The organism is Streptomyces sp. NPDC050564 (assembly GCF_044457265.1).
GTDB lineage: Bacteria > Actinomycetota > Actinomycetes > Streptomycetales > Streptomycetaceae > Streptomyces.
On record NZ_JBITGS010000005.1, the window covers coordinates 272555 to 294414 of the forward strand.

Genomic DNA, 21860 nt, shown 5'->3' on the forward strand with positions numbered 1-21860 from the left:
CCAAATAAGGGAATTGGGAAAAATGATGCGCAAGTGGGTCAGGAGAGAAGGAAGTCCGCCTCTCCCGCCTTCGCGCCCTGGATGAAGGCGGTGATCTCGCCCGGTGTGTAGATGAGGGCGGGTCCGTCCGGGTCCGCCGACTGGCGGACCGCTATACGCCCGTCTTCGAGCTTCATCGCCTCCAGGCAGTTGCCGCCGTTTCCGCCGCTCCACGGCTTGTGCCAGCCCTCGTTGCCCAGGTCGCGAGCAGGCATTCCGTTGTAGATACGCACATTGCGTATCCGCGGCTTGATGCGTTCCATTCACAGCTCCTTGCGGAGATCCCGGAGGATCTCCTTCGTGCGATGTGCTGTGGCGGCCTGAGCCGCCATGCGGTCCATGACCTCGAGGTGGGTCGCCACCTCCGAGCGCGCGTCCAGGTAGACGGCGCCGGTCAGGTACTCGCTGTAGACCATGTCCGGGAGTTCCGGCATGGCAAAGCGGAACAGCACGAAGGGCCCGTACGTGCCAGGGTGCGGACCCGAGGAGAACGGGATCACCTGCAGCGTCACATTGGGCAGCTTCGTGGCCTGGAGCAGCTTGTCGATCTGGGCGCGCATCACCTCGGGACCGCCGACGGGGCGGCGCAGGGCCGTCTCGTCCATCACGGCCCAGATCCGGGGTGCGCCCTCACGAGTGAGCAGATCCTGGCGTTGCATGCGCAGCGCCACATGCCGCTCGATGTCCTCGGGTCTGGTCTGGCCGATGGCGCCCGCCTTCAGGACGCCGCGGGCGTAGTCCTCGGTCTGCAGCAGTCCGGGCACGAAGTGGGGCTCGTACGAGCGGATGAGCGCGGCCGCGCCCTCCAGACTCACGTGCATCGAGAACCAGTCCGGCAGGATGTCGTGGAACCGCTGCCACCAGCCGGGCTTGTTGGCCTCCTCGGCGAGTTGGACGAAGGCCTCGGCCTCCTCGTCGCTGACGCCGTACGACTTCAACAGCAGTTGGAGGTAGGGGATTTTGAGAGAGACCTCGGCCATCTCCATACGGCGGACCGTGGCGGGCGCGACACGCAGGATGCGCGCGGCCTCCTCACGCTTGAGACCCGCGCGTTCCCGCAGGTCCAGCAGGCGCCGGCCGAGGACGACCTGACCGACCGTCGGCGCGGACCGCGGTTCGCTCACGTCCCACCTCCACTGAGTCCGGACAGCCCGGGCGGCGCCGTTCGGGGTCTCTTTCGACTGTCCCAACTGGCGCCGCTCGACGTGCTGTTGCGAGCAGTGTGCCACGCGCCCTGACCGAGTCACACGGCACTCTGCATTTTTCAGAGTGACACTTGCCAAGTGTTCACGGCGGGGCGATAGTGGCAAGCGTGACTCCGTCCGCGCCGTTAGGAACAGACGCCGCCGAAGACCGGATCGGCCTCCGTGCCACCGCAGGGCTCCGCCCCGGCGCGGCCGCCGAGCGCCGGTTCCGCTTCGAGTTGGCCGCACACCCGGGATCCGTCGCTCAGGCAAGACGTCTGGCGCGTGCCCGGCTGTCCCACTGGGCGGTGTGCGAGGACACCTGCGACACGGCGGCCCTCGTCATCTCCGAGCTGGTCACCAACGCGATCGTGCACGCCGCCGGCGAGCACGTCGTGTGCGAGCTGCACGACCGCGACGACGTAGTACGGATAGCCATACGTGACGAGGGATGCGCTCCGGGTGAGCCGCACCCCTCGCCGCAGCGGCCCGAGGAGGAGCACGGGAGGGGATTGCTCCTCGTCGCGGCCGTGTCCAGGGCCTGGGGGGCCCAGGACACCGGGCCCGGACTGCTGGTCTGGGCGGAGCTGGAGCGCACCACGGACGGGTCCGACTCGGACACCGGAGCCCGTTCGGACCTGGGCTGGTGCGCGACGGACACCGAAATACGGTCCGACCTGGGCTGGAGCTGGAGCGCCACGCACAACGAAATACGGTGCGCCCCGGGCTGGAGCGCGAGGGACACCGAAGTACGGTCCGACCTGGGCTGGAGTGCGAAGAAACCACCGGCCGACGGCCGGGGCGCCGGGACGGAGGCGTTCTGGGGAACGGGGACCGCAGGGGTCCCCCCGGCCGAGCGGGGCCGAGATTGGGGGAGGGTGTGAGGGGTACGTCGGCGGCGGGGCCTGGAGCGCAGGTCCTGAGCCTCGACACGCTGGTCCGTCTGAAGCGCGGGCAGCGGATGCCGGGGCCGCTGAGGCGTCTCCTCGTACCGGAGGGCATGACTGTGCCGCTGGGCTGCGACGCGGTGTCGGTGCCCGCCCGGCTCGGATCGCTCCTGCTGCCGCGGCTGCCCCGTGTGGGCTGTGTCTACGCCGACGGGGCACGCTGGTGGTGGATCGTGCCCTCCGACTCCGACGTCGCGCTGGAGTGGCCGGCGCCCGCGCGCTACGCCACGGGGGCGGTCGTACCGGACGCGCCCGACGCGCCCGGGCTCATCCACAAACCGGACGGCACGCTCCCGTACACCCCGCCGATCCCCCTCTACCTGGCCCTGTGCCGGATCACCGGGACCACACCCGCTTGGTCGCGTCCGATCAGCGCGTAGGGCCGCCGGTCGGGGGCGGGGCCACAGGCGCCACAGGAGTGCCCGAAGTGCGCCCGTCGGTGCGCCGGTCGCCGCAAAACCCCACGGCCACCACGCGTGGAGCGCCGCGTTCCTGGGGAATGGACCGTTCGTCCATTCCTGGGGGAGGCCAACGGTGGGGAAGACCGCACGAAAATCGGCGGGGAAGAAGAAGCGCGGCGACGACAGGCCACCCCCGTCCGATTCGGAACACCTGCTCTTCGGCGGCCCGCTCCGCTACGACATGGGCTGGTCCCAACACGCCGACGCCTCCTGGAGTTGAACTTCCGCGCGATGGTGACCCGGCTGCCGTCGCTGCTCGCGTCCAGTTTCCGCCTCGCCTGGAAGGCGGACCCGCGCGCCGCCCGTGTCGTGTTGGTCTCCGAGCTGGCCCGCGGCGGAGCCCAGGCTGTCAGCCTGCTGGCGGTCAACAGCGTGCTCGGGCGGCTGATGACGAGCGGTCCGGTCGAGGACCGGTTACGCGGCGCGCTCCCCGCGCTGGTCACCGTCGCTGCCGTGATGCTGGTCGGTGCGATGCTGCGGGCCGCTTCGACGTACGCCACCGGACGCCTGGAGCCGAAGGTGGAGCGGGTGGCGACCGAGCTGTACCTGGAGCGGGCGGCGGCCGTGGAGCTGGCCGCGATCGAGGACGACGCCTTCCACAAACTGCTCGACACGGCGCAGTACGGCGCCCAGTCCGCCCGGCGCATGATCACCATCGCCACCCGTGTCGTGAACGCGATGATCTCGCTGTGCGCGGCGGCGGGCGTCCTGACGGTGCTGCACCCCGCGCTGCTGCCGCTGCTCGTCACGATGACGCTGCCGAGCGCCTGGAGCGCGCTGACGATCGCGCGGCGCCGCTACGAGTCGTTCCACACCTGGGTGCAGCACGCCCGCGCCGGGCACCTGATCAGTAGTCTGCTCACCGAGCCCGCCGCGGCGCCGGAGATCCGCGTGCACGGCGTCGGGCCTTTCCTGCTGCGCCACTTCCGCTCGATGTCGGAGACCGCCGAGGCGGAACAGGCCCGGCTGGCCCGGCTCTCCGCCCGCACCGGTCTGATGGCCGCCGCCTGGACGGGACTTGCCACCGTGGCGACGTATGCAACCCTCGGCGGGCTGCTGCTGGCCGGCGCGATGGCGCTCTCCGTCGCCGGTACGGCTGTGATCGCGATCCGCACCGGCTCCGCGAGCCTCGACACGCTCGTCCTGGAGGTCAACTCCCTGCACGAGGAAGCCCTGTTCGTCGGCGACCTGCAGCGCCTGTATGTCGAGGCCGCCGAGCGCGCGATCCCGGTGGGCGGCGATCCGCTCCCCGTCGACCCGAGTGAAATCCGCTTCGAGAACGTCACGTTCACCTACCCAGGCACCTCGACCAGGCCCGCGCTCGCGGACGTCACCCTCAGCGTGCCACTCGGCAAGATCGTGGCGCTGGTCGGCGAGAACGGCTCGGGCAAGACGACTCTGGTGAAGCTGCTCGCAGGCCTCTACGCGCCCGAACGCGGCCGGATCCTGTGGGACGACGTCGACGCGGCGACCGCGGACCGGCATCAACTCGCGGAGCGCATCGCGATGGTGGCCCAGGACTTCAAGCGGTGGCCGTTCACGGCGCGCGTGAATGTCGCGGTCGGCCGCACCTCCGCCCCGCTGACGGACGAACGCCTTGCCTCGTCGGTCACCGAGGCCGGCGCGGAGGACGTCGTGGCGGATCTGCCGCGTGGCCTGGACACCCTTCTCGCCCGCGGCTTCAGCGGCGGGCACGAGCTGTCGGGCGGGCAGTGGCAGCGCCTGGGCATCGCACGGGCCGCGTACCGGCGCGGCGCCATCTTGATCGTGGACGAGCCGACGGCGGCGCTCGACGCCCGGGCCGAGCTGGAGGTCTTCGAGAAGATCAGGGCGCTCGCGGGCACCGGCCAGACGGTCATCCTCATCACACACCGGCTGGCGTCCGTGCGCCACGCCGATCTCGTGCATGTCCTCGACCAGGGCCGCCTCGTGGAATCCGGGAGTCCGGACGAGCTCCTGGCCACGGGTGGAATCTACGCGGAGCTGTACTCGCTGCAGGCGGAGCAGTTCGCGACGCATCCGCCCGCGCCGAAGGCGAGTTGACCTCGTTCGGCGATGCGCACCCCGTGTCGCTCGGCAGTACCCCGCGTCTCATCCGACCGTTCGCCCGCCTCTCACCCGATCGTTCGCCCGAGTGTCACTCGACGACGTCGACACCTCGTACGACCACCAGGAACGCGTCCGTGGAGAGGTCCATGACGACCTCAGCGGCCTGGCCCTCCTGGCGGCGCGCCTGTGCGAACTCCTCCGCGGGCCACGACCCGCGCGGCCCACCGGCGGGAAAGCGCTCCAGCACCGTTCGCCCGTTCACCCTGCACCTCCATGTAGCGCTGTTCTCATAGAGTTAAACGCCCTCCATGGGGTGAACGGCTCGCCACGTGACGGTACTGAGACGTAGTCGACACTTGGCCACGGGTTCGCAGTGAGGGAACTCTCAGCTCCGGTTACCCGCCGTGTCAGTCCTCGTACTCGTCGTGGTACCGGATCCGCTCGCTGCCCGCGGGCGCCCCCAGCGCCGACGCGCGCCCCTTGGGCAGCTCCCACTCCTCCTGCCGTCCGAGTGCGGTGAGGTCGAGGAAGCTGGTCGTGGAGCCGAGCCCGTCGAGGCCACGTTCGTACGTGGAGTAGGTGTGGAAGACGCGGTCGCGGTCCCGCAGGAAACAGCTGACGCCCGGACGCTCGTAGGGCTCGCCGCAGCCCCCGCCACCATCGTCGCTCCCCTTGAAGGACACCTGGAAGTCGTAGTTGAAGTCGCTGTCGTACGACGAGTACCAGGGCACCGTCCAGCCCATGCGTGCCTTGAAGGGCAGGATTTTCGTGTGCGGCGCCCGGGACACGGAGGCGAACTCGGTCCCGCGGGCCCACAGATGCGCGAGGTGCCCTATCTGGTCGAGGAACGCCGAGCAGCTGCGGCAGCCGGCGTCCCATTCGGGCGCGAACATGAAGTGGTAGACGACGAGTTGGTGCCGCCCGCGGAAGAGGTCGAGCAGCGTCGCCTTCCCGTCGCCGCCCTCGAACACGTACTCCTCGTCTATCTCGACCATCGGCAGCCCGCGCCGCTCCGCGCTCAGCGCGTCACGCGCGCGCGTGGCGGCCTTCTCCTTGGCCAACAGTTCCTCGCGCGCGGCGCGCCACTCCTCACGCGAGACGATCTGCGGAAGCGTCATGTGCTCCTCCTACGGAGACAGTGCCTTCTGTGTGGTGACCGGCCGCAGAAGCAGAACTCATCGGCTTATCGCCGAGATTTTTCTCGGTACGTCAGGTACGTCAGGTACGTCAGTACGTCACCGGAAGCGCGAGCAGGCCGCGGGCTCGCCACCTGACCGCGGGCGTCGATGCGCTCGACGGCGTCCAGGTCTCGTACGTCGTCGACGATCGCCTCGATGGCCCCACCTCGTACGACGATCGAGGCGTCCTCGACGAACCCGATCTCCTCGTGATCGTCGTGCACGAGGACGGTGCATCCGGTGATGATGAGGTCAGCGGGAGGCTGCGTCATTGCGTCACCGTACGACGGGGTCGTGCCGCGGGGGGAGGTGAACCGCGCATCCCGTCCCAGCCCTGTCGCCGGGCCGTTTGCGCGAGCACCCTGGCCTCACGAAGCGCACCTTCTGAGTCACCGACCCGCCTTCTGGAAGGAGCCGGCATGCTCCTCGGCACCTGGAACCTGGAGAACCTGTACCGGCCCGGCGGCCCCTTCGGACCGAAGGACAAGGCCGCGTACGAGACCAAGCTCGCCGCCCTGGCCGCCGTCATCACGGAACTCGACCCGACGCTGCTGGGCGTGCAGGAGGTCGGGGACCCGGACGCGCTCGCGGACCTGGCCGGAATGCTGGACGGCGACTGGCAGGTCACGCTCTCCGGCCATCCGGACGACCGCGGGATCAGGGTCGGCTTCCTCAGCCGAGTGGTGCCGCGGATACTGGCCGACACGAACGTCTTCCCCGAGCTGCTGCGCCCCGTGCAGGCAGACGACACCGGGGCCACCGTGTCGCACGCGGGCCGCGGCTTCCTGGCCGTGGAGATATCCACCCGGGCGATGACTCTCAGAGTGGCCGTCTGCCACCTGAAGTCGAAGCTGCTGTCGTACCCCGGCGGGCGCTTCCAGCCGCGCGACGAGGGCGAGCGGGCCCGCTACGGCGCGTACGCCCTGTACCGGCGGGCCGCAGAGGCCACGGCGCTGCGCGCGCTGGCCGACGACCTCCTGGCCGGCGAGGGCCGCACCCATGACGTGGCGGTGCTCGGCGACCTCAACGACGAGGTGCAGGCCGCGACCACCCAGATCCTCCTGGGCCCGCCCGGCTCCGAGATCGGCACGCCCGGGTTCGACCGTCCCGACTCGGGCGACGCGATGCGCCTGTGGGACGTGGCCCCGCTGATCCCGGCCGAGCAGCGCTACTCCCGCATCAACTCGGGGCGCCGCGAACTGATCGACCACATCCTGGTCAGCCATCGCCTGGTCCACCGCACCACCGCCGCGGGTACGGGCCTGCCGGGCACGGAGCAGCTGACGCTGCCGTCGGTCGGTGCGGATCCGGGCGAGCGGCGTGGGGCGGCGGGGTCGGACCATGCGCCGGTGTGGGTGCGGATCCAGCCGTAACGGTCACATGGCGATGGGGAGCTCGGGCGCCTTGGACATCATCAGCCCAGCTCGCTCTCGTCGCTCGGCGAGCTCGTCGAGGAGTTCGGCGATCCGCTCGGTGTGGTGGGCTGTGAGCCGCCCGGTGTCGTCGAGCTGGACGGCACACGCGGTGGTCGTGTCCACGAGCCGTTCGAGGGTGGCCGCGACTTCGCCCGTGCCCTCGGCATGCCGTGCCAGGGCAGGGAGTTCGGCGGCGGCGAGGTCGATCGCGGCGCGGGCCTCGGCCAGCGCCCGATAGGCCTCGCGCCGCAGCATCCAGCGGCCGGCCCGGTCCTCGGTCGTGCCCTCGCTCAGCACATGGGCGAGATAGGCGTCCGCGGCATCCGTGGCGCGCACGAGCCGCGCCCGTACCGTTCCGCCACGCTGCCCGAGCGCGGGCAGATGCCCCACGAGCAGCACGATCCCGCAGGCCAGCAGCGTCTCACCGATCCGGCTCAAAGAGGCCTGCGGCTCCCCTCCCACCATGACGAGCGCGAGCACCAGGACGGTGACGACGGCGGTCTGCGCGGCGAAGTGCCGTGTGGCGGCAGGGATCAGGGCGCCACACACCGCCACCAGCGCGATGAGCCCGGCCGGCCGCGGCAGCAGCGCCGCGAGCCCCGCGAAGACGACCGCGCCGAGCACGGTCCCCGCCGCGCGGCACAGCACGCGCGAGGCGAGCGGCCCGAGATCGGGCTTGACGAGGAAGACGGCGGTGGCGGGGAGCCAATACCAATGCGAGTGGTTGCCATACCAGCGGGCCTGGTGCAGGGCCTGCGCCACGGCCGCGCTGGCGCCGAAGCAGAGGGCGACCCGAAGCCCGTACTCGCGTCCTCCGGAACCGAACGCGGTGTGCGCGAGGGAGGCGGCGGTACGACGCCGGGTGTGCAGGGCGTCCCAGGCGCCGCCCCCGTCGAAGGCGTCGGCGGCATACAGCAGCGCGTCGTCGAGGGCGCGCAGCGCGGGGGCGGACCGGGCCGGCGCGGGCACCGGCCCCGTGTGGGCACCGGTGCGGACGGCGACGGCCAGCCGCCGCGGCCCTTCCGCCGCCCGCGCGGGCACCGCCTCGCCCGCCCAGGCGAGCGCCGTCGCGGCCTCGGCGAGCGGCAACGCGGCGGCGTACTGCGCGTGCAGTCGCCGCTCGGCGGCGGAACTGGCGTACCGCCGCAGCCGGGGCCCGGCGAGCGCGTCCTGCGCGTGATCGAGCGCGGCGGTCAGCGCGACGCGCCGCGTGCTCGCGTCCGCCCCGCCCGCCGCTTCGAGCAACGCGGCGATCGCGTCGTACACCGCCCCGACGGCCTCCCGCTCCCCGTCGAACCGGTAATCCCCGGTACCGGCCGCGGTCGTCGGCAGCGCGAGCCGCAGCGCGAGCAGCCACCCCGCCCCGCCGAGGAAGAAAAGGGCACGCTGCCACCCGGGCTCGGGCAGCGGCATCCCGGCCCCGATGGCCGCGGCGACGAGCAACTGCGTCCCGGACCCGGAGGCGACGGGCCCGATGGCACTGACGGCCCCGGCGAGGAGCCCGAGGCCGGTGAGCAAGAGGGTGAGCGCCACGGCATCGACGTGTAGTCCGGCATACGACCCGACGAGCAGCCCACCGGCCCCCGCGAGGGCGGGCACCCCGAGCCTTCTGACGGCAGCCCGCCGGCTCCCCGGCCGGTCGTTGATCCCGGCGAGCATGGCACCGAGCGCCGCGACGACTCCGAGAGAGGTACGACCGCTCAGCACGGCCACGAGAAGCAGCGGCCCGGCGGCCAGCGCACCGCGCACCACCGCACTCCAGGGCACGGGGCCACGCTGCGCGCGCAAGGCATGGGCGAGCCACGGCGGTAGGGCGACGCCGGTGAGTGGCACGGGGCTCCTGTCGGACGAGGGCGTGCGGGGTGCCTTCGGGCGACGTCGGCCGGGCTCTGGTGGTGTCTACGGTAGATCGTGTTGCTGGAGAGAACGGAACCTGCGCGTTTCCGCGATGTGACACTTGACGGGAAAGCCGCGTTCTTTATGAACGCAATCGAGGGCGGGCCCGAATTGTTCCGGAACGGGGCGGGCTCGGATTGCCACCGAACGAGGGCGAGCCCTCAGGTTGCCGAATGAGGGCGAGCCCTGAAGTTGCCGAACGAGGGCGAGCCCGGATTGCCGCTGAACGCGGAGCGGGCCCGAGGGCGTAGCCGGCCCCCGGACCCTGTGATGCCACCCACTTCACACGCCGGCACGCTTGAGAACCCAGGTCAGTCGTTATGTCGCCGCGTCCTGCCTTTGGACCACCACGCATCGAGCTGCGCGGACTGGACTTGAACCAGCATTTCGGCGCACCGGGGCCCGGGCCCGGTCGATCCGGCGATCGGCGGCGAATACTGAGTCTGGAGCAAGAGTCTGAGATTGATCGCGGCCTGCCTCTTCCGATTGGGCTACCGCGGCAAGGGAGATGGGTGCCGCGGGGAGGACTCGAACCTCCACTGGAACCGCGCAGTCACGACAAGCTTCAGCTTCAGCTTGCGCTCCTCGCGCACCCCGGCCGCATTGCGTGGTGGCCGGGGAGTCTTCGAGGCTACCCGAACAGGTAGCCGAACACGGCGTCACCGACCCTCTGATCGACGACATCGACGCCATTCGCCTCTTCCCGGGCGAACTTGACGGCCTGCTGCAACTTCTCGACCCGGTCGAGGAGTTCGTTCACACGCCGAGCGGGCAGGGCCCCGGAAAACTTCACGGTGGTCCAGTACCCAACCGGCACATCCTCGTAGTACACCTCGACCTGGGCCGGGTGCTTCTCGGTGGCCTCGGCCTTCACGTGATTCCGCGGAACCTTCTTCGTACGGAGTGTCCGCACCGGCTCCGTCTTCCAGGAATCGGTGGACGGATCCTGCACCCACGACTCGGAGGCGTCGAGCACGGGCAACTTCCGAACAAAGGTGTTGAGATCAGTGAGCTGCTTCTCAAGAAACAGCAGATAAGACACAGGAACGTCAGCGACCAGCACCCGCCCGTCGACCTTCACATCGGCCCGCGCCGCGCAGTTCGCCCAGTCCTTGGTGGCGGTCACATCAAACAGCCGCGTAAGCGTCGCCGCGGTCTCCCGCAACACATCCTCGGCCTTCACCTGCACCCGAGTCGACTCGGGCGGCAACTGCTCGCCCTCCTCGTCCTTGGGCTGGTAGGTACGCGAGATACCGGCCAGCAAAGCGGGCTTCTGCAGCCCATGGTGAGCGGACGTCAGGTCCTGATGAGACTTGGACTTGATGCCCTTCTCTACTGCGATGATCTGATTGAGTTTCGCCACGTCGAGGACGGTATCAGCGCCAACGGCCATGACTCGAAGGATTATTGCGTGCGGGTGCTCATCCATTCAGCGGCCCGCGGCCTCCCCCAGTTCCTTTGACTCGAAGAGCGACTGAGCCGCCGTGAGGGCGCTGGACAGCTGATCCGGGCCCGATTCCGTGGACAGAGACTCAATAATGCGGTCGACGGTTCGCAACTCCGCGCGCTCCAACAACCGCTTCTCGTTCGTCACCCACTCCCCCCGTGCCGCCAGCACCGCGTGCGCGGACTGCATGGCGGCTGTCGCCAGTGCGCCGGCGACCTCTGTGGGGCGGCCGGCCGGGGCGTGATTGGCCTTCGCGTACGCGAGAGTGGCGCGGGCGGTGTCGTACCAGCGCTCGGAGGCCGAGGTGCGGAGCTTGGCCGGATACGAGGGCGGCCGGAGAGAGTTCGGTGAGCGTGTGGGCGGTGACAGGGCTGGGCGGCCGGATGACCAGTAGGCGGGCGTCTCGCGATGTCGGCTCCGGACGTGGTGGACGGTGCGGGACATGACGAACCTCCGCGGGGCCGCCGGGATGTCCGGCGTGGCCCGGCTAGAAGTCCGCGGCGGTGAAACGTCCACGGTGTTTGGTACGCATGGGTGAGGATGGAGGCGGGGTGACAGGTCTGTCGAGTCGTTTCCGTCGTACCGGCGCGCGGACCGTCGCCGTGCCCACATCGCTTCCCGCGCCGCCTGTCTCGCCGGCTCCGCCGCGGGAAGCGATCGAAAATGGGATGCGGTACGGGGCGCCGCGCGCCCATCATCTGCAGGTTGCCCACCGTCGGCGGCGTGGACCGAAGCCGGTCGCGCCGGAGCGGGGCGGGCCGAACCCACCGACCCCGAGGAGCCCAGATGATCCAGCGCGTCACCGTCCCCAGCCTCTTCGCGCCGCCCGTCTACTCCCATGCGTCCGTGGTCGAGGCCGGGACCAAGCTGGCGTTCCTCGCCGGATCCGTGCCGCTCGACGCCGACGGGAAGATCGTCGGCGAGGGCGATCCCGTACGACAGGCCGAGCAGGTGCTGGCCAATCTCGACGAGCAACTGCGGGCGGTCGGCAGCGATATGGCGCACGTCGTGTCGACGGACGTGTACGTCGTCGGCAGTGAGCCGGCGGTGCTCTCCGCTGTCTGGGATGTCGTCGAGGCGTCCGGGCTCAGCATCGGCCCGCACTCGTCGACGCTGATCGGGGTGGCCTGCCTCGGGTACACCGGCCAGCTCGTGGAGATCACAGCGACCGCCGTCGTTCCCGAGGCCGATGCCGGGGCCTGACCCGGATTCGATGCCGGGGCCCGACCCGAGCCCGATGCCGGGGCCCGACCCGAGCCCGATGCCGGGGCCCGACCCGAGTCCGAAGCCGGGGCCCGACCCGAGCCCGATGCCGGGGCCTGAGCCAAGCTCCCTGCACGCCTCCGAGCCCTGACCCGAGTCCCGGCACCCGCCCGAGCCCGGGCCCGCGCCCGCGCCCCCGACGCGCGGAGACGACCGGACCGACCAGGTCGCCCCCAAGATCATCCCGCCGGACGCGAGCCCCCCGCTCCGGGGGAGCCCCACGCCCTCCGCTTGGGCAACGGCCGTGCGTAACCCCCCACCCGACTCGTCCTCAGCCCCAGCGACACCAGCGACTCGGCGAGCCTGACCGCCGCGGCCACCCCGTCGACGACGGGCAGTCCCAGCTTCTCCCCCACCGCCCGCTGCAGTCCCGTCATCCCCGCGCAGCCGAGGACGAGCACTTCGGCTCCGGCCTCCACCACACGTTCGGCAGCCGCGACGAACGCCTCCTCGGTGCGTTGCGCGTCGCCGAGGTCGAGGACGCCGAGGCCGGTGCCCACGATGGCGGCGCAGTTGCGCGCCACTCCGGCCGTCTCCAGGCTGTCCTCGATCTGGCCGCACGATCGCTCCAGCGTGGTGACGACGCCGTACCGGCGGCCGAGGAGGCACGCGAGGTGAGCCGCCGCCTCGGTGATGTCGACGACGGGGACGTCCACCAACTCCCGTGCGCCCTCGCGCCCGTGCTCCCCGAACCCGGCCAAGACCACGGCGTCGTACGGACCCTTGTATGTCCGCAGGGTGTCGAGGACGGCCGCCGCCGAGAGATAGCTGTCGAGCCAGCCTTCCGCGGACTCGGGTCCCCAGGCGGGGGTGAGTCCGAGCACGGTGGTGCCCGGGCCTGCGGCGGCCCGGGCACCTCGTACGATCTCCTCGGTCATCTCCTGCGTCGTATTGCAGTTGGTGACGACGATCCGCACGTTCAGCCCTCCACGGCAACGGGAGCGGGATTCGGCTCGGCGGCGCGCTCCGCGCGGCACAGCACCACGTACAGTCCGGCTGCCAGCGCCGTACCGATGAACCAGGAGTACGGGGCCACGTCGCTGAAGTCCTTCACCAGGGCGAGGACCGCGGCCACCGCCGCCGAAGGCAGGAAGGCCCACAGCGCCTTGGGGTTGACGCCCTTGCGGTAGTAGTACCGCGATCCCGGCTGGGCGTTGAAGAGCTGCTCGACGTCGACACGGCCGCGCTTGACCCAGTAGTAGTCGAGCATGATCACGCCGAACAGCGGTCCCAGGAAGGCGCCGAGGCCGCCGAGGAAGTAGTTGACGACGGTGGGGTTGGAGAAGAGGTTCCAGGGGGTCACGACCAGTGCGGCGACCGTGCTGATCATGCCGCCGACCTTGAAGGTGATCTTCTGCGGCCAGACGTTGGCGAGGTCGTACGCCGGGGAGACGAAGTTGGCGACGATGTTGACGCCCATGGTGGCGATGGCGAAGGTCAGGGCGCCGAGGACCAGGATCCAGGTGTTGCCGACCTTGGCGACGAGCAGCGCCGGGTCGGTGATGGCCTCGCCGAACGCCTCGATGGAGCCCGCCGTGACGATGACCGACACGATCACGAAGGCCGTGGAGTTGATGGGCAGGCCCCAGAAGTTGCCGCGCTTGACCGTCTGGTAGCTGGGCGCGAAGCGTGAGAAGTCGCAGAAGTTGAGCATCAGCGTGCCGTAGGTGGCGAGGATGAGCCCGACCGCGCCGAACCACTGGCGCCACTGCTCGCCCGCCGAGACCGGGTGCGGGGTCGAGGTGAGCGGGATGCTCCAGCCGGCCTTGGCGAGGACCCAGATGGCCAGCGCGATCATCACCAGCCAGATGGCCGGACCGCAGAAGTCCTGGAACTTGCGGACCGACTCCATGCCCTGACTGATGATCATCGCCTGGATCAGCCACAGCGCGAGGAAGGACGTCCAGCCGAGCGCGTCCAGGCCGAGGAAGGAGTGGTGGGTCCACGACTCCAGGCCGGGCCAGGCGGCAAGCAGCATGACGTTGACGGCGACCGAGGCCAGATAGGTCTGGATGCCGTACCACATGATGGCGATGATCGCCCTGATCAGCGCGGGGATGTTGGCACCCCAGACGCCGAAGCTGATGCGGCTCACGACGGGGAAGGGCACGCCGGTGCGCTGTCCTATGCGGCCCATCAGGTTCATGCCGCCGTAGATGAGCACGAAGCCGACGAGCAGCGACGTGAAGATCTGCCAGACGTTCATGCCGAGCACCAACAGACCTGCGGCGAAGGTGTAGTTGCCGAGGTTGTGGACGTCGGACATCCACATGGCGAAGAGGTCGAAGACCTTCCAGTTGCGCTTCTCGGCGGGCGCGAGGTCTTCGTTGGTGAGCCGAGGGTCGGGGACGAACGCTGGTGCGCCGGTGGCTTCGGCACTGTCGGCGAGGGACACGGGGCCTCCATGGCGAGGGGACGGGGGGCGGCCTTATGGAGCACGTTTGGTATACCAAACTGCTTCATAGTCTCTCCGTCAACCGTTCTGACCGATGTCCGTGCCGTTACGGCTCCGTAAAACACCCTCCGAGTCGGCGAAGATGGCCCCATGACGAAGATCGAACCCCTAGGAGCGGAACGGGAACCCCTCGGCGCGGTGCGTGAGCGCGTCCTGGCCGCGCTGCGGCAGGAGATCATCGCGGGTCGGCTGCGCCCCGGCGACCGCCTGGTGGAGCGCGAGCTGGCCGAGCGTTTCGGGGTCTCCCGGGTTCCGGTCCGCGAGGCGATCCGCGCGCTGGTCGCCGAGGGGTTCGTTCTCTTCGAGACGCCGCGTCGGACCGTTGTGCGCCGTCTGACTCCGACCGACGTCAAGGAACTCTTCGAACTGCGCGAGGCCCTCGAGGTCTACGCGGCCGGACTCGCCGCGTCCCGCGCCACGGCGGAAGCCCTCGCGGAACTGGAGGAGCTGCTGGACCGCGCGGCGACCGCGACCCAGGCGGACGACGCGGAGGCGATCACCGACATCAACACCCGCTTCCACGACCGCATCCTGGCCATGGCGGGCAACAACCTGCTGATCTCCGTCATGGAGCCGGTCGACGGCCGACTGCGCTGGCTCACCCGAAGGAACGAGGAGTGGCCCCAACTCCTCACCGAGCACCGCGAGTTGTACGAGTCCATCGCGTCCGGCGACCCGGATCGGGCCCGCGCACACGCGCTCGCGCACGTCCAGGCCAACTACCGATCGACAGTGCGGCACCTCTTCGGGGACACGCAACTCACCTGACGAGTCCCGCACTTGTCCCGGTCGGCGGGTTCGCGTACGTGCTCACCGGCGAGCCGCGTTCATGCCCTCTCCAGCGAGCCGCGTACGCGCCTTCGTCGGCCGGCGCCACCTACGCGCCATCGTCAGCGAGCCGCGTACTTGTCCGTAGCCGCCACCAGCACGTCCACCACCCCCGGAGCCCCCGCGTTGTGGCCCACGTCGTCGACGACGGTCAACTCACTGCCGGGCCAGGCCTGGTGGAGGCGCCAGACGATGCCCAGCAGATTTCCGAAGTCGAGGCTGCCCTGGACCAGCGTGCCGGGGATGCCTTTGAGCAGGGGTGCATCGCGCAGGACGACGCCCTCGTCGTTGCCCTCCCCCAGGAAATGGTCGTTGCCCCAGTAGTGCGTGACCGTGCGGGCGAAGCCCATGCGGAAGGCCGGGTCCTCGTAGCGCTGTACGGACCGCGGCGGCGCGGGAACGATCGCGGTCTCCCAGTCGGTCCAGGCCCGCGCCGCCCGGACCCGCACCTCGGGGTCGGGCGATTCGATCAGCCTGCTGTACGCGGCCGCGAGGTTCCCGTCCCGCTCGTCCTCGGGCAGCTCGGCGAGGAACCGCTCGAAGGCTTCGGGGAAGATCTGGCCAAGTCCCCTGGTCAGCAGGGCAACTTCGGCGTTCGAGCCGGTGGTCACCCCGGTCAGCACCAGCTCGGACACGGCGTCCGGATGCGTCTGCGCGTATCGCAGCCCCAACGCCGACCCCCATGAGACCCCCCACACCAGCCACCGGTCGATGCCCAAGTGGCCGCGCAGCAGCTCCAGGTCCCGGATCACATGGGCCGTCGTATTGACGCTCATGTCCGTCTCGTACGCGCTCGCGCTGGGTGTGGAGCGGCCGGCGCCGCGCTGGTCGAGCAGGACGATGCGGTACGCCTCCGGGTCGCAGTACCGCCGGTACCAGGCACCGCACCCCGAGCCGGGGCCGCCGTGCAGCATCACCGCGGGCTTGCCGCGCGGGTTGCCGCAGACCTCCCAGTACACGCGGTTACCGTCGCCGACGTCGAGCATTCCGTGGTCGTAAGGTTCGATCTCCGGATAGGGGCCCATCGGGCGAGGCTAACCCGCGTACGGCCGGGGCGTCAGCCCCGCCGCACGAGCCGCCGTACTCAGCACGTCCCGCAGCATGGCGGAGGTCAGTCGCCCGGTGAAGGTGTTCCGCTGGCTGACGTGGAAGCAGCCGAAGAGCTCGAGCCCATCCAGCGACACATGGGCTCCGTGCGCGAAGGCGGGCCGTGGCCTGGGCACGGTCCAGCCCGCCTCGGCAAACGCGGGCAGCGCGGCCTGCCACCCGAAGGCCCCGAGCACCACCACCGCCCTCAGCGTCGGCCGCAGCAGCTCCAACTCCCGTACGAGCCAGGGCCGGCAGGTGTCCCGTTCCGCGGGCGTCGGCCTGTTGGCGGGCGGCGCGCAGTGCACGGGCGAGGTGACGCGTACGCCGTACAGCTCCAGGCCGTCGTCGGCGGACACCGACCGGGGCTGCGACGCAAGACCCACGTCGTGAAGCGCCGCGTAGAGCACGTCCCCGGACCGGTCCCCCGTGAACATCCGCCCGGTCCGGTTTCCGCCGTGCGCGGCGGGTGCGAGTCCGACGATGAGCAGCGAGGCGTCGGCCGGTCCGAAGCCTGGGACCGGGCGGCCCCAGTACGTCTGGTCGGCGAAGGCGGCGCGCTTGGTGCGGGCCACCTCCTCGCGCCATGCGACGAGCCGCGGACAGGCCCGGCACCCGGTGATCCGCGTGTCCAGTTCGGCGAGGCCCCTGCCGTCCGGACCGTTGCCATCCGCGCCCCTGCCCCCCTGCCCGCTGCCGTCCAGGCCCCTGCTGTCCATGGCTTCACCGTACGACCGGAAAGTCACGGGCACGACTACTCCATCGCCGCCCCCCACCGCCACGAACCGCAGGGCAGCAGGCAGCAGGGAGCAGGGAGGGATCGCGAGGAGCGGCCGGATGAAACGCAGGTATTTGTCGTGGCCGGGGGTGGAGGGGACGGGGAAGGCCGGCGGCAGGTTCACGACGCACACGATGTTCACGAAGACGCTGGCGGACGTGCCCTCCGCGACCCCCTTGCCGCGCGGCGAGCTGCTCGGCTCCGACGCCTCGATGGTGTGCGGAACGATGTCGGTGATCTTCGAATTGTTCATGATCACCGTGGCCCCGCGGGCCGGCGAACGGGGCCGTACGGGGTCCGTGCGGGGTCCGCGCCGTGGATCGCGCGAGGGGAAAATCCACCCGGCGTCCCGGGCCGCGGGGACTAAAGTCGAGGGCATGGCTTCTCAGGGTGCTGGCGGGGAGAAGAAGAGCACGGGTGCCGGTGGTGCGCGTGGCTCCGATGACGCGGTGACCGCCGCCGAGGCCGCCGGTCGGGCGGGTGGCGAGAGCGTGCGCGTCGACAGCTGGATCTGGTCCGTCCGTCTCGTCAAGACCCGCTCGATGGGCGCCACCGCCTGCCGGGGCGGTCATGTCCGGGTGAACGGCGAGCGCGTCAAGCCCGCGTACGCCGTGCGCGTCGGGGACGAGGTGCGGGTGCGGCACGACGGCCGAGAGCGGGTCGTCGTCGTAAAGCGTGTGATCCGTAAGCGGGTCGGTGCACCCGTCGCCGCCGAGTGCTACGTCGACAACAGCCCGCCGCCTCCCCCGCGCGAGGCCGTCGCCCCTGCCGGTATCCGCGACCGGGGTGCGGGACGCCCGACCAAGCGGGACCGGCGCGAGCTGGAGCGCTTGCGGGGACTGGCCTCCGGTTCCTCCGGTTTTGCCGGGCCCTCCGGCTCGCCCGGCTCCTCCCGCTCGTCTCGCCCCGCCGGCCGGGAGGGCGGTCCCGCCGGCTCCTGAGGCATGGGCGGCCGGGCGCCGGTTCCTCAGCCGTACGACGTCGAGGGCTCCCCCTGATGGATACGGGGGAGCCCTCCGCCTTGCACGGCCTACGGCCGTCACGACCGTCGGCGCACCAGGCGGAGCAGGTCCGTGGTGTGACTCCGCCGGGCCCACGCGATCAGGGCGAGCGGCAGAATCAGGATCAGCGGGGTCGCCACGTACGGGCCGTGGATGACGGTGACGTTCACGATGAACGCGCCGACCATCAGTGCGCTGAGCGCCACCGCCGCCACGGAGTCCAGCAGCGGGACCAACAGGGCGATACCTCCGGCGAGTTCGAGTGCGCCGATGATGTACATGCCCGTGTGGCCCCAGCCGAGCTTGTCGAAGGACTCCACGGCCGACGGGTGCGCGATCAGCTTGGGCAGCGCGCTCGCGATCGCGTAGAAGAGGCCGAGGACGATCTGCAGGGCGGTCAGGGAGATGCGGGCGCGGCGGGCGCGGGGGGTGCCGGTGGCGGGGGCGGCGGGGGACACGGCCGTGACGGGGGCGGTGGTGTCGGACATGGGGGGTCTCCTGTGTGAGCGGTAGCCGTTGCTTTCACAGAGGTAGACCGGGCGGACGAGCGGAACTCATCGGCGCGGGACGGGATTTATTTCGCCCCCTCCGCCCCTGCCCGTCCCGTACCTGGGGGGCTCACCCCTTCACCGCCCTCACCCACACCCCGTCCTTCGTCAAGTACCGATCCACCCTCAGCCCCGCTTCCCCCAGGGCCCCCTCGAACTCGTCCTTCGTCAGGGGCCGCGCCCGGAAGGTCTGGGTCCACGTGGCGTCGGGGAACTCGTACTCCGCGTGGACGGAGTTCACCCCGTCGCCCACCGGCTCGGCCGACACGATCCGTAGGGTGAAGCCGGAGGGGTCGACCCGCTCGCGGGGCACGTTCGTGTGATAGTCCTCCCCCTCGCGCTGGATCAACACGCAGCCGTCCTCCGCCACATGGCGCGCGCATGTCTGCAGAAACGCCCGCCGCTCCGCGGGGTCCCCGGTGTGCACGAGGAACGACGCGAGCATGACGACGTCGAACGTCTCGCCCAGGTCGAGGTCCTCGATCGTGCTGCGTATCGTGCGCGCTCCGCGCACCCGCTCCAGCATCTCGGCGGACTCGTCCACGGCCGTGATCGTGAAACCGCGCTCCAGGAGCGGGTGGGTCATCCGTCCGACCCCGCTGCCCAGTTCCAGAATGTGCACGCCCGCGGGCACCGCCGCGGTGATGATGTCCGGCTCGCCCCCGATGGGCAGGCGCGCGTAGAGCTCGACCGCGCAGCCGTCCGGTGTGATGCTGCCGGGTCCGGTTCCCTCGTGTCCTTGACGCTTCTCGATCCTCATATCCGTCCAACGGGCCGCCCTCATCGGCCCGTTCCCATCTCGCACTCATTCACTCGTTCGAGTGGCGCGCTACAGTGCGAACCATCCCTGTCCGCCGTACCAGTGCCCGCCCGCGCGCAGATGGTCACCCACCGCCCGCTCGACGCTGTTGCGCCGGGGCAGTTCGTCCACCGGCAGCTCGGGATCGCCGAAGACGAAGCCGACGGGCACCCCGTCGTCAGGGGTCCTCTCCTCGTACGCGGTCTCGAAGCGGTCCTGGAAGCGGACGATGTTGGAGTCGGCCGACAGATACCGCTTGAGCTGCGGGTCGAGCAGCCAGGAGTGACACACGGCGACTTCGTGGCGCTCGTCGGGGTAGTGGCGGGCGAAGAACTCCCGTGCCAGCGCGAGCGACCGGTCACAGGCGGTGGGCGACAGGGGGCCGCGGAAGTCGGCGATGTGCAGGCTCAGGCAGGGATCGCCGGGGCCCAGGCCCAGGCCCGCCGCCGCGACGGCGCCCCCCGTGTGCCGGCCCAGTCGAGCCCGCTGGAACTGCAGTCGGCCCAGCTGGAAAAGCTCGCCGTGGAAGTGCAGGGCGATCCACCAGGGGAACAGCAACCCCGGCGAACCGACCCGTCTGTGGTGCACGGCCACATGTCGGCCGAGGTCGGCGAGGGTGCGCCGGGACACGTCCTCCGGGACGCCGCGCTCCTGGTGATAGGCGCGCACATACGGAAGCGCCGCGATGAAGACGTACACATGGAAGCAGCGCCCGAGCGCCCCCGTCGACGCGGGGAACGCGGGCGGCTCCCAGCCCTTGCCCATCTCCCCCATGTCCCGTACGAAGCGTCCGACGCAGCGCGCGAGGAGTGTCATCGCCTCCGGGTCCGCCGCCAACCGGGCGCGCAGCGCGACGAGTTCATTGATGTGCTCGTGGGCCACGGTCAGGTCGAGCAGGACGTCGGGCAGCTCGTCCGCGTCCGGAAGCACCGCTTCCACCCGGGGCGTGTCCTCGCTCTCCAGGTCCTTCAGCCACTCCGCGAGCCTCGCGTCCGCCCGCAGTGCCTCCAGCAGCACCGTCGCCTCCCCCCGTCGGTCGGCGGTCCGACCGCTCTCCCATGGTGAACGTGCACCACGAAGAGTACGTTTCCCAGTAGGAGTAGTGATCCTGATGCGTACGGGCAGTGAACCGACGACAGCGCGCAGTGCTCTGCGGCTGCGTTTCTGGCTGAGCCTGTGGGGTCTGATCTGGGCGATCTTCGGGACGGCCGCGTTTGCCCTGGCCGGCCGGCCCGGATGGGCGGCAGCGTGCGGCGTGCTGTGGCTGATCGTCACAGTGGACATGGCCATGATCCTGCGGCACATCCACCAGGGGCCGCACTACCAGCCGGGCCCCGACGTTCCGCCCTACTCGCCGCCGGAGAGCCGCCTCCCGCCATACCGGCCGAGGCGGCACCGGCACCCTTAGCCGAGCGTCACGTCTCGAAGCGCGCCGCTTCCAGGTACTGCGGCTTCGGGTCGAGCGCAGCCGCCAGCCTGAAGTGCCGCTTCGCCTGCTCGGGGCGGCGCTGGCGCTCATAGGTGCGGGCGAGCGCGAAGTGCGCGAACGCGTTGTCCGGTTCGCGCTCCAGGACGATCGTGAACTCCAGCTCGGCGGGGCGCAGTTGCGCGGCGGCGAAGAAGGCACGCGCGCGCAGCAGCCGGGCTGCCGTGTTCTCCGGATGCGCGGCGATGACTGAGTCGAGCAGCTTCACCGCGCCCCGCGGGTCCCGCGCGGCAAGCAGTTGCTCGGCGGCGCGGAAGTCGATGACATGCGTCTCCGGAGTACGTCCGGTCGAACCGCTGGTCTCGGGCACGGCAGAGTCCTTCCCTCACTGCAAGGGTTCAACGCGCCCGCAGGGGGCTGCTATTCCTGGGGCCGGTGGGCCCTACGGACGAGATCGGCCCATACCTCCCGTACGCGCCGCTCCAACTCCTCCAGTGGTACGTCGTTGTCGATGACGATGTCCGCGGTCTCCAGGCGCTTCTCGCGCGGGGCCTGGGCCGCCATGCGGGCGCGGGCGTCGTCCTCGGTCATGCCGCGCAGCCGTAGAAGGCGGTCGAGCTGCGTTTCGGGGCTTGTGTCGACGACGATCACGAGGTCGTACAGCGGGGCGAGGCCGTTCTCGGCGAGCAGGGGCACGTCGTGTACGACGACGGCCTCTCCGGAGGCGGCTTCTTCGAGTTCGCGGGAGCGGGCGCCCACCAGGGGGTGCACGATCGAATTGAGGACGGCCAGCTTCTCCGGGTCGGCGAAGACGATCGAGCCCAGCTTGGGCCGGTCCAGGCTGCCGTCCGGTGCGAGCACGTCCTCGCCGAAGGCGTCGACGACCGCCGCGAGCCCAGCGGTTCCGGGCGCGACGACCTCCCGCGCGATCCTGTCCGCGTCGATCAGCACCGCGCCGTGCTCGACGAGCAGCCGCGACACTTCGCTCTTGCCGGCGCCGATACCACCGGTCAGACCCACCTTCAGCATGCCCAGCAGCTTAGGGCCTGCCACTGACAGG

Annotated in this window: 23 protein-coding genes and 2 pseudogenes; 8 read left to right on the top strand and 17 right to left on the bottom strand. The window is 70.5% G+C overall.

All coding sequences use genetic code 11. The features are described 5' to 3' along the window. Positions 1-38: 38 nt before the first annotated feature. Positions 39-302 (bottom strand): DUF397 domain-containing protein, encoded by a 264-nt coding sequence (locus tag ACIBK0_RS10700; protein ID WP_399077852.1) that lies wholly within the window; start codon positions 300-302, stop codon positions 39-41. Then, on the bottom strand, positions 303-1163 hold the full coding sequence (locus tag ACIBK0_RS10705) for a helix-turn-helix transcriptional regulator (RefSeq protein ID WP_399077854.1): 861 nt from the start codon (positions 1161-1163) through the stop codon (positions 303-305). A 179-nt stretch (positions 1164-1342) separates the two neighbouring features. On the opposite strand from ACIBK0_RS10705, the gene ACIBK0_RS10710 reads away from it, so the two are divergent. The 3 genes and pseudogenes from ACIBK0_RS10710 (at position 1343) to ACIBK0_RS10720 (ending at position 4674) form a co-directional block, all read left to right on the top strand. Continuing rightward, positions 1343-2107, top strand: coding sequence for an ATP-binding protein (locus tag ACIBK0_RS10710; protein ID WP_399077856.1), 765 nt, complete (start codon positions 1343-1345; stop codon positions 2105-2107). A gap of 77 nt (positions 2108-2184) precedes the next feature. Next, positions 2185-2550, top strand: coding sequence for a hypothetical protein (locus tag ACIBK0_RS10715; RefSeq protein WP_399078025.1), 366 nt, complete (start codon positions 2185-2187; stop codon positions 2548-2550). 262 nt (positions 2551-2812) lie between these two features. After that, a pseudogene (locus ACIBK0_RS10720) lies at positions 2813-4674 on the top strand (ABC transporter ATP-binding protein). A gap of 94 nt (positions 4675-4768) precedes the next feature. On the opposite strand, the gene ACIBK0_RS10725 reads toward ACIBK0_RS10720, so the two are convergent. The 3 genes from ACIBK0_RS10725 to ACIBK0_RS10735 form a co-directional block, all read right to left on the bottom strand. Then, positions 4769-4942, bottom strand: a complete 174-nt coding sequence (locus tag ACIBK0_RS10725; RefSeq protein ID WP_369245843.1) for a hypothetical protein — start codon at positions 4940-4942, stop codon at positions 4769-4771. Between the two features lie 145 nt (positions 4943-5087). After that, complete coding sequence (locus ACIBK0_RS10730; protein WP_399077858.1) at positions 5088-5798, bottom strand: DUF899 domain-containing protein; 711 nt, start codon at positions 5796-5798, stop codon at positions 5088-5090. A 65-nt stretch (positions 5799-5863) separates the two neighbouring features. After that, positions 5864-6130: a hypothetical protein gene (locus ACIBK0_RS10735; protein WP_399077860.1), complete on the bottom strand. Its 267-nt coding sequence runs from the start codon at positions 6128-6130 to the stop codon at positions 5864-5866. Between the two features lie 147 nt (positions 6131-6277). On the opposite strand from ACIBK0_RS10735, the gene ACIBK0_RS10740 reads away from it, so the two are divergent. Further along, entirely contained in the window at positions 6278-7231 is a 954-nt protein-coding gene (locus ACIBK0_RS10740; RefSeq protein ID WP_399077862.1) for an endonuclease/exonuclease/phosphatase family protein, read from the top strand. A gap of 3 nt (positions 7232-7234) precedes the next feature. Here ACIBK0_RS10740 and ACIBK0_RS10745 read toward each other — a convergent pair whose 3' ends face one another. From ACIBK0_RS10745 to ACIBK0_RS10755, 3 genes and pseudogenes are all read right to left on the bottom strand, one after another. Then, positions 7235-9106 (bottom strand): FUSC family protein, encoded by a 1872-nt coding sequence (locus ACIBK0_RS10745; RefSeq protein WP_399077864.1) that lies wholly within the window; start codon positions 9104-9106, stop codon positions 7235-7237. 694 nt (positions 9107-9800) lie between these two features. Further along, on the bottom strand, positions 9801-10532 hold the full coding sequence (locus ACIBK0_RS10750) for a hypothetical protein (protein ID WP_399078027.1): 732 nt from the start codon (positions 10530-10532) through the stop codon (positions 9801-9803). Between the two features lie 66 nt (positions 10533-10598). Next, a pseudogene (locus ACIBK0_RS10755) lies at positions 10599-10952 on the bottom strand (nucleotidyltransferase domain-containing protein); the annotation flags it as partial. A gap of 450 nt (positions 10953-11402) precedes the next feature. On the opposite strand from ACIBK0_RS10755, the gene ACIBK0_RS10760 reads away from it, so the two are divergent. Next, entirely contained in the window at positions 11403-11819 is a 417-nt protein-coding gene (locus tag ACIBK0_RS10760; RefSeq protein ID WP_399077866.1) for a RidA family protein, read from the top strand. A gap of 239 nt (positions 11820-12058) precedes the next feature. Here ACIBK0_RS10760 and ACIBK0_RS10765 read toward each other — a convergent pair whose 3' ends face one another. Together ACIBK0_RS10765 and ACIBK0_RS10770 are read right to left on the bottom strand one after the other, a co-directional pair. Then, positions 12059-12796: an aspartate/glutamate racemase family protein gene (locus tag ACIBK0_RS10765; RefSeq protein ID WP_399077868.1), complete on the bottom strand. Its 738-nt coding sequence runs from the start codon at positions 12794-12796 to the stop codon at positions 12059-12061. Positions 12797-12798: 2 nt separating this feature from the next. After that, entirely contained in the window at positions 12799-14274 is a 1476-nt protein-coding gene (locus tag ACIBK0_RS10770) for an NCS1 family nucleobase:cation symporter-1 (RefSeq protein ID WP_399077870.1), read from the bottom strand. A 150-nt stretch (positions 14275-14424) separates the two neighbouring features. On the opposite strand from ACIBK0_RS10770, the gene ACIBK0_RS10775 reads away from it, so the two are divergent. Then, entirely contained in the window at positions 14425-15102 is a 678-nt protein-coding gene (locus tag ACIBK0_RS10775; protein WP_399077872.1) for a GntR family transcriptional regulator, read from the top strand. Between the two features lie 122 nt (positions 15103-15224). On the opposite strand, the gene pip is transcribed toward ACIBK0_RS10775, so the two are convergent. After that, positions 15225-16187: a prolyl aminopeptidase gene (gene pip / locus ACIBK0_RS10780; RefSeq protein WP_399077874.1), complete on the bottom strand. Its 963-nt coding sequence runs from the start codon at positions 16185-16187 to the stop codon at positions 15225-15227. Between the two features lie 9 nt (positions 16188-16196). Next, positions 16197-16967, bottom strand: coding sequence for a uracil-DNA glycosylase (locus ACIBK0_RS10785; protein WP_399078029.1), 771 nt, complete (start codon positions 16965-16967; stop codon positions 16197-16199). A 436-nt stretch (positions 16968-17403) separates the two neighbouring features. Here ACIBK0_RS10785 and ACIBK0_RS10790 point away from each other — a divergent pair, with 436 nt between their 5' ends. Next, positions 17404-17967: an RNA-binding S4 domain-containing protein gene (locus ACIBK0_RS10790; RefSeq protein WP_399077876.1), complete on the top strand. Its 564-nt coding sequence runs from the start codon at positions 17404-17406 to the stop codon at positions 17965-17967. 98 nt (positions 17968-18065) lie between these two features. Here the strand turns inward: ACIBK0_RS10790 and ACIBK0_RS10795 are convergent, their stop codons facing one another. The 3 genes from ACIBK0_RS10795 to ACIBK0_RS10805 all read right to left on the bottom strand — a co-directional run bounded on the left by ACIBK0_RS10795 (position 18066) and on the right by ACIBK0_RS10805 (position 20391). Next, positions 18066-18515: a DoxX family protein gene (locus tag ACIBK0_RS10795; RefSeq protein WP_399077878.1), complete on the bottom strand. Its 450-nt coding sequence runs from the start codon at positions 18513-18515 to the stop codon at positions 18066-18068. A 130-nt stretch (positions 18516-18645) separates the two neighbouring features. After that, complete coding sequence (locus ACIBK0_RS10800; RefSeq protein WP_399077880.1) at positions 18646-19335, bottom strand: class I SAM-dependent methyltransferase; 690 nt, start codon at positions 19333-19335, stop codon at positions 18646-18648. Positions 19336-19404: 69 nt separating this feature from the next. Then, complete coding sequence (locus ACIBK0_RS10805; protein WP_399077884.1) at positions 19405-20391, bottom strand: acyltransferase domain-containing protein; 987 nt, start codon at positions 20389-20391, stop codon at positions 19405-19407. A 94-nt stretch (positions 20392-20485) separates the two neighbouring features. Here ACIBK0_RS10805 and ACIBK0_RS10810 point away from each other — a divergent pair, with 94 nt between their 5' ends. Further along, a complete protein-coding gene (locus ACIBK0_RS10810; RefSeq protein ID WP_399077886.1) occupies positions 20486-20782 on the top strand; it encodes a DUF6343 family protein in 297 nt (98 codons plus the stop codon). 7 nt (positions 20783-20789) lie between these two features. Here the strand turns inward: ACIBK0_RS10810 and ACIBK0_RS10815 are convergent, their stop codons facing one another. Both ACIBK0_RS10815 and coaE read right to left on the bottom strand, forming a co-directional pair. Further along, on the bottom strand, positions 20790-21170 hold the full coding sequence (locus ACIBK0_RS10815) for a tetratricopeptide repeat protein (protein ID WP_399077888.1): 381 nt from the start codon (positions 21168-21170) through the stop codon (positions 20790-20792). A 50-nt stretch (positions 21171-21220) separates the two neighbouring features. Beyond that, positions 21221-21829 (bottom strand): dephospho-CoA kinase, encoded by a 609-nt coding sequence (gene coaE, locus ACIBK0_RS10820; protein WP_399077890.1) that lies wholly within the window; start codon positions 21827-21829, stop codon positions 21221-21223. Positions 21830-21860: the final 31 nt, after the last annotated feature.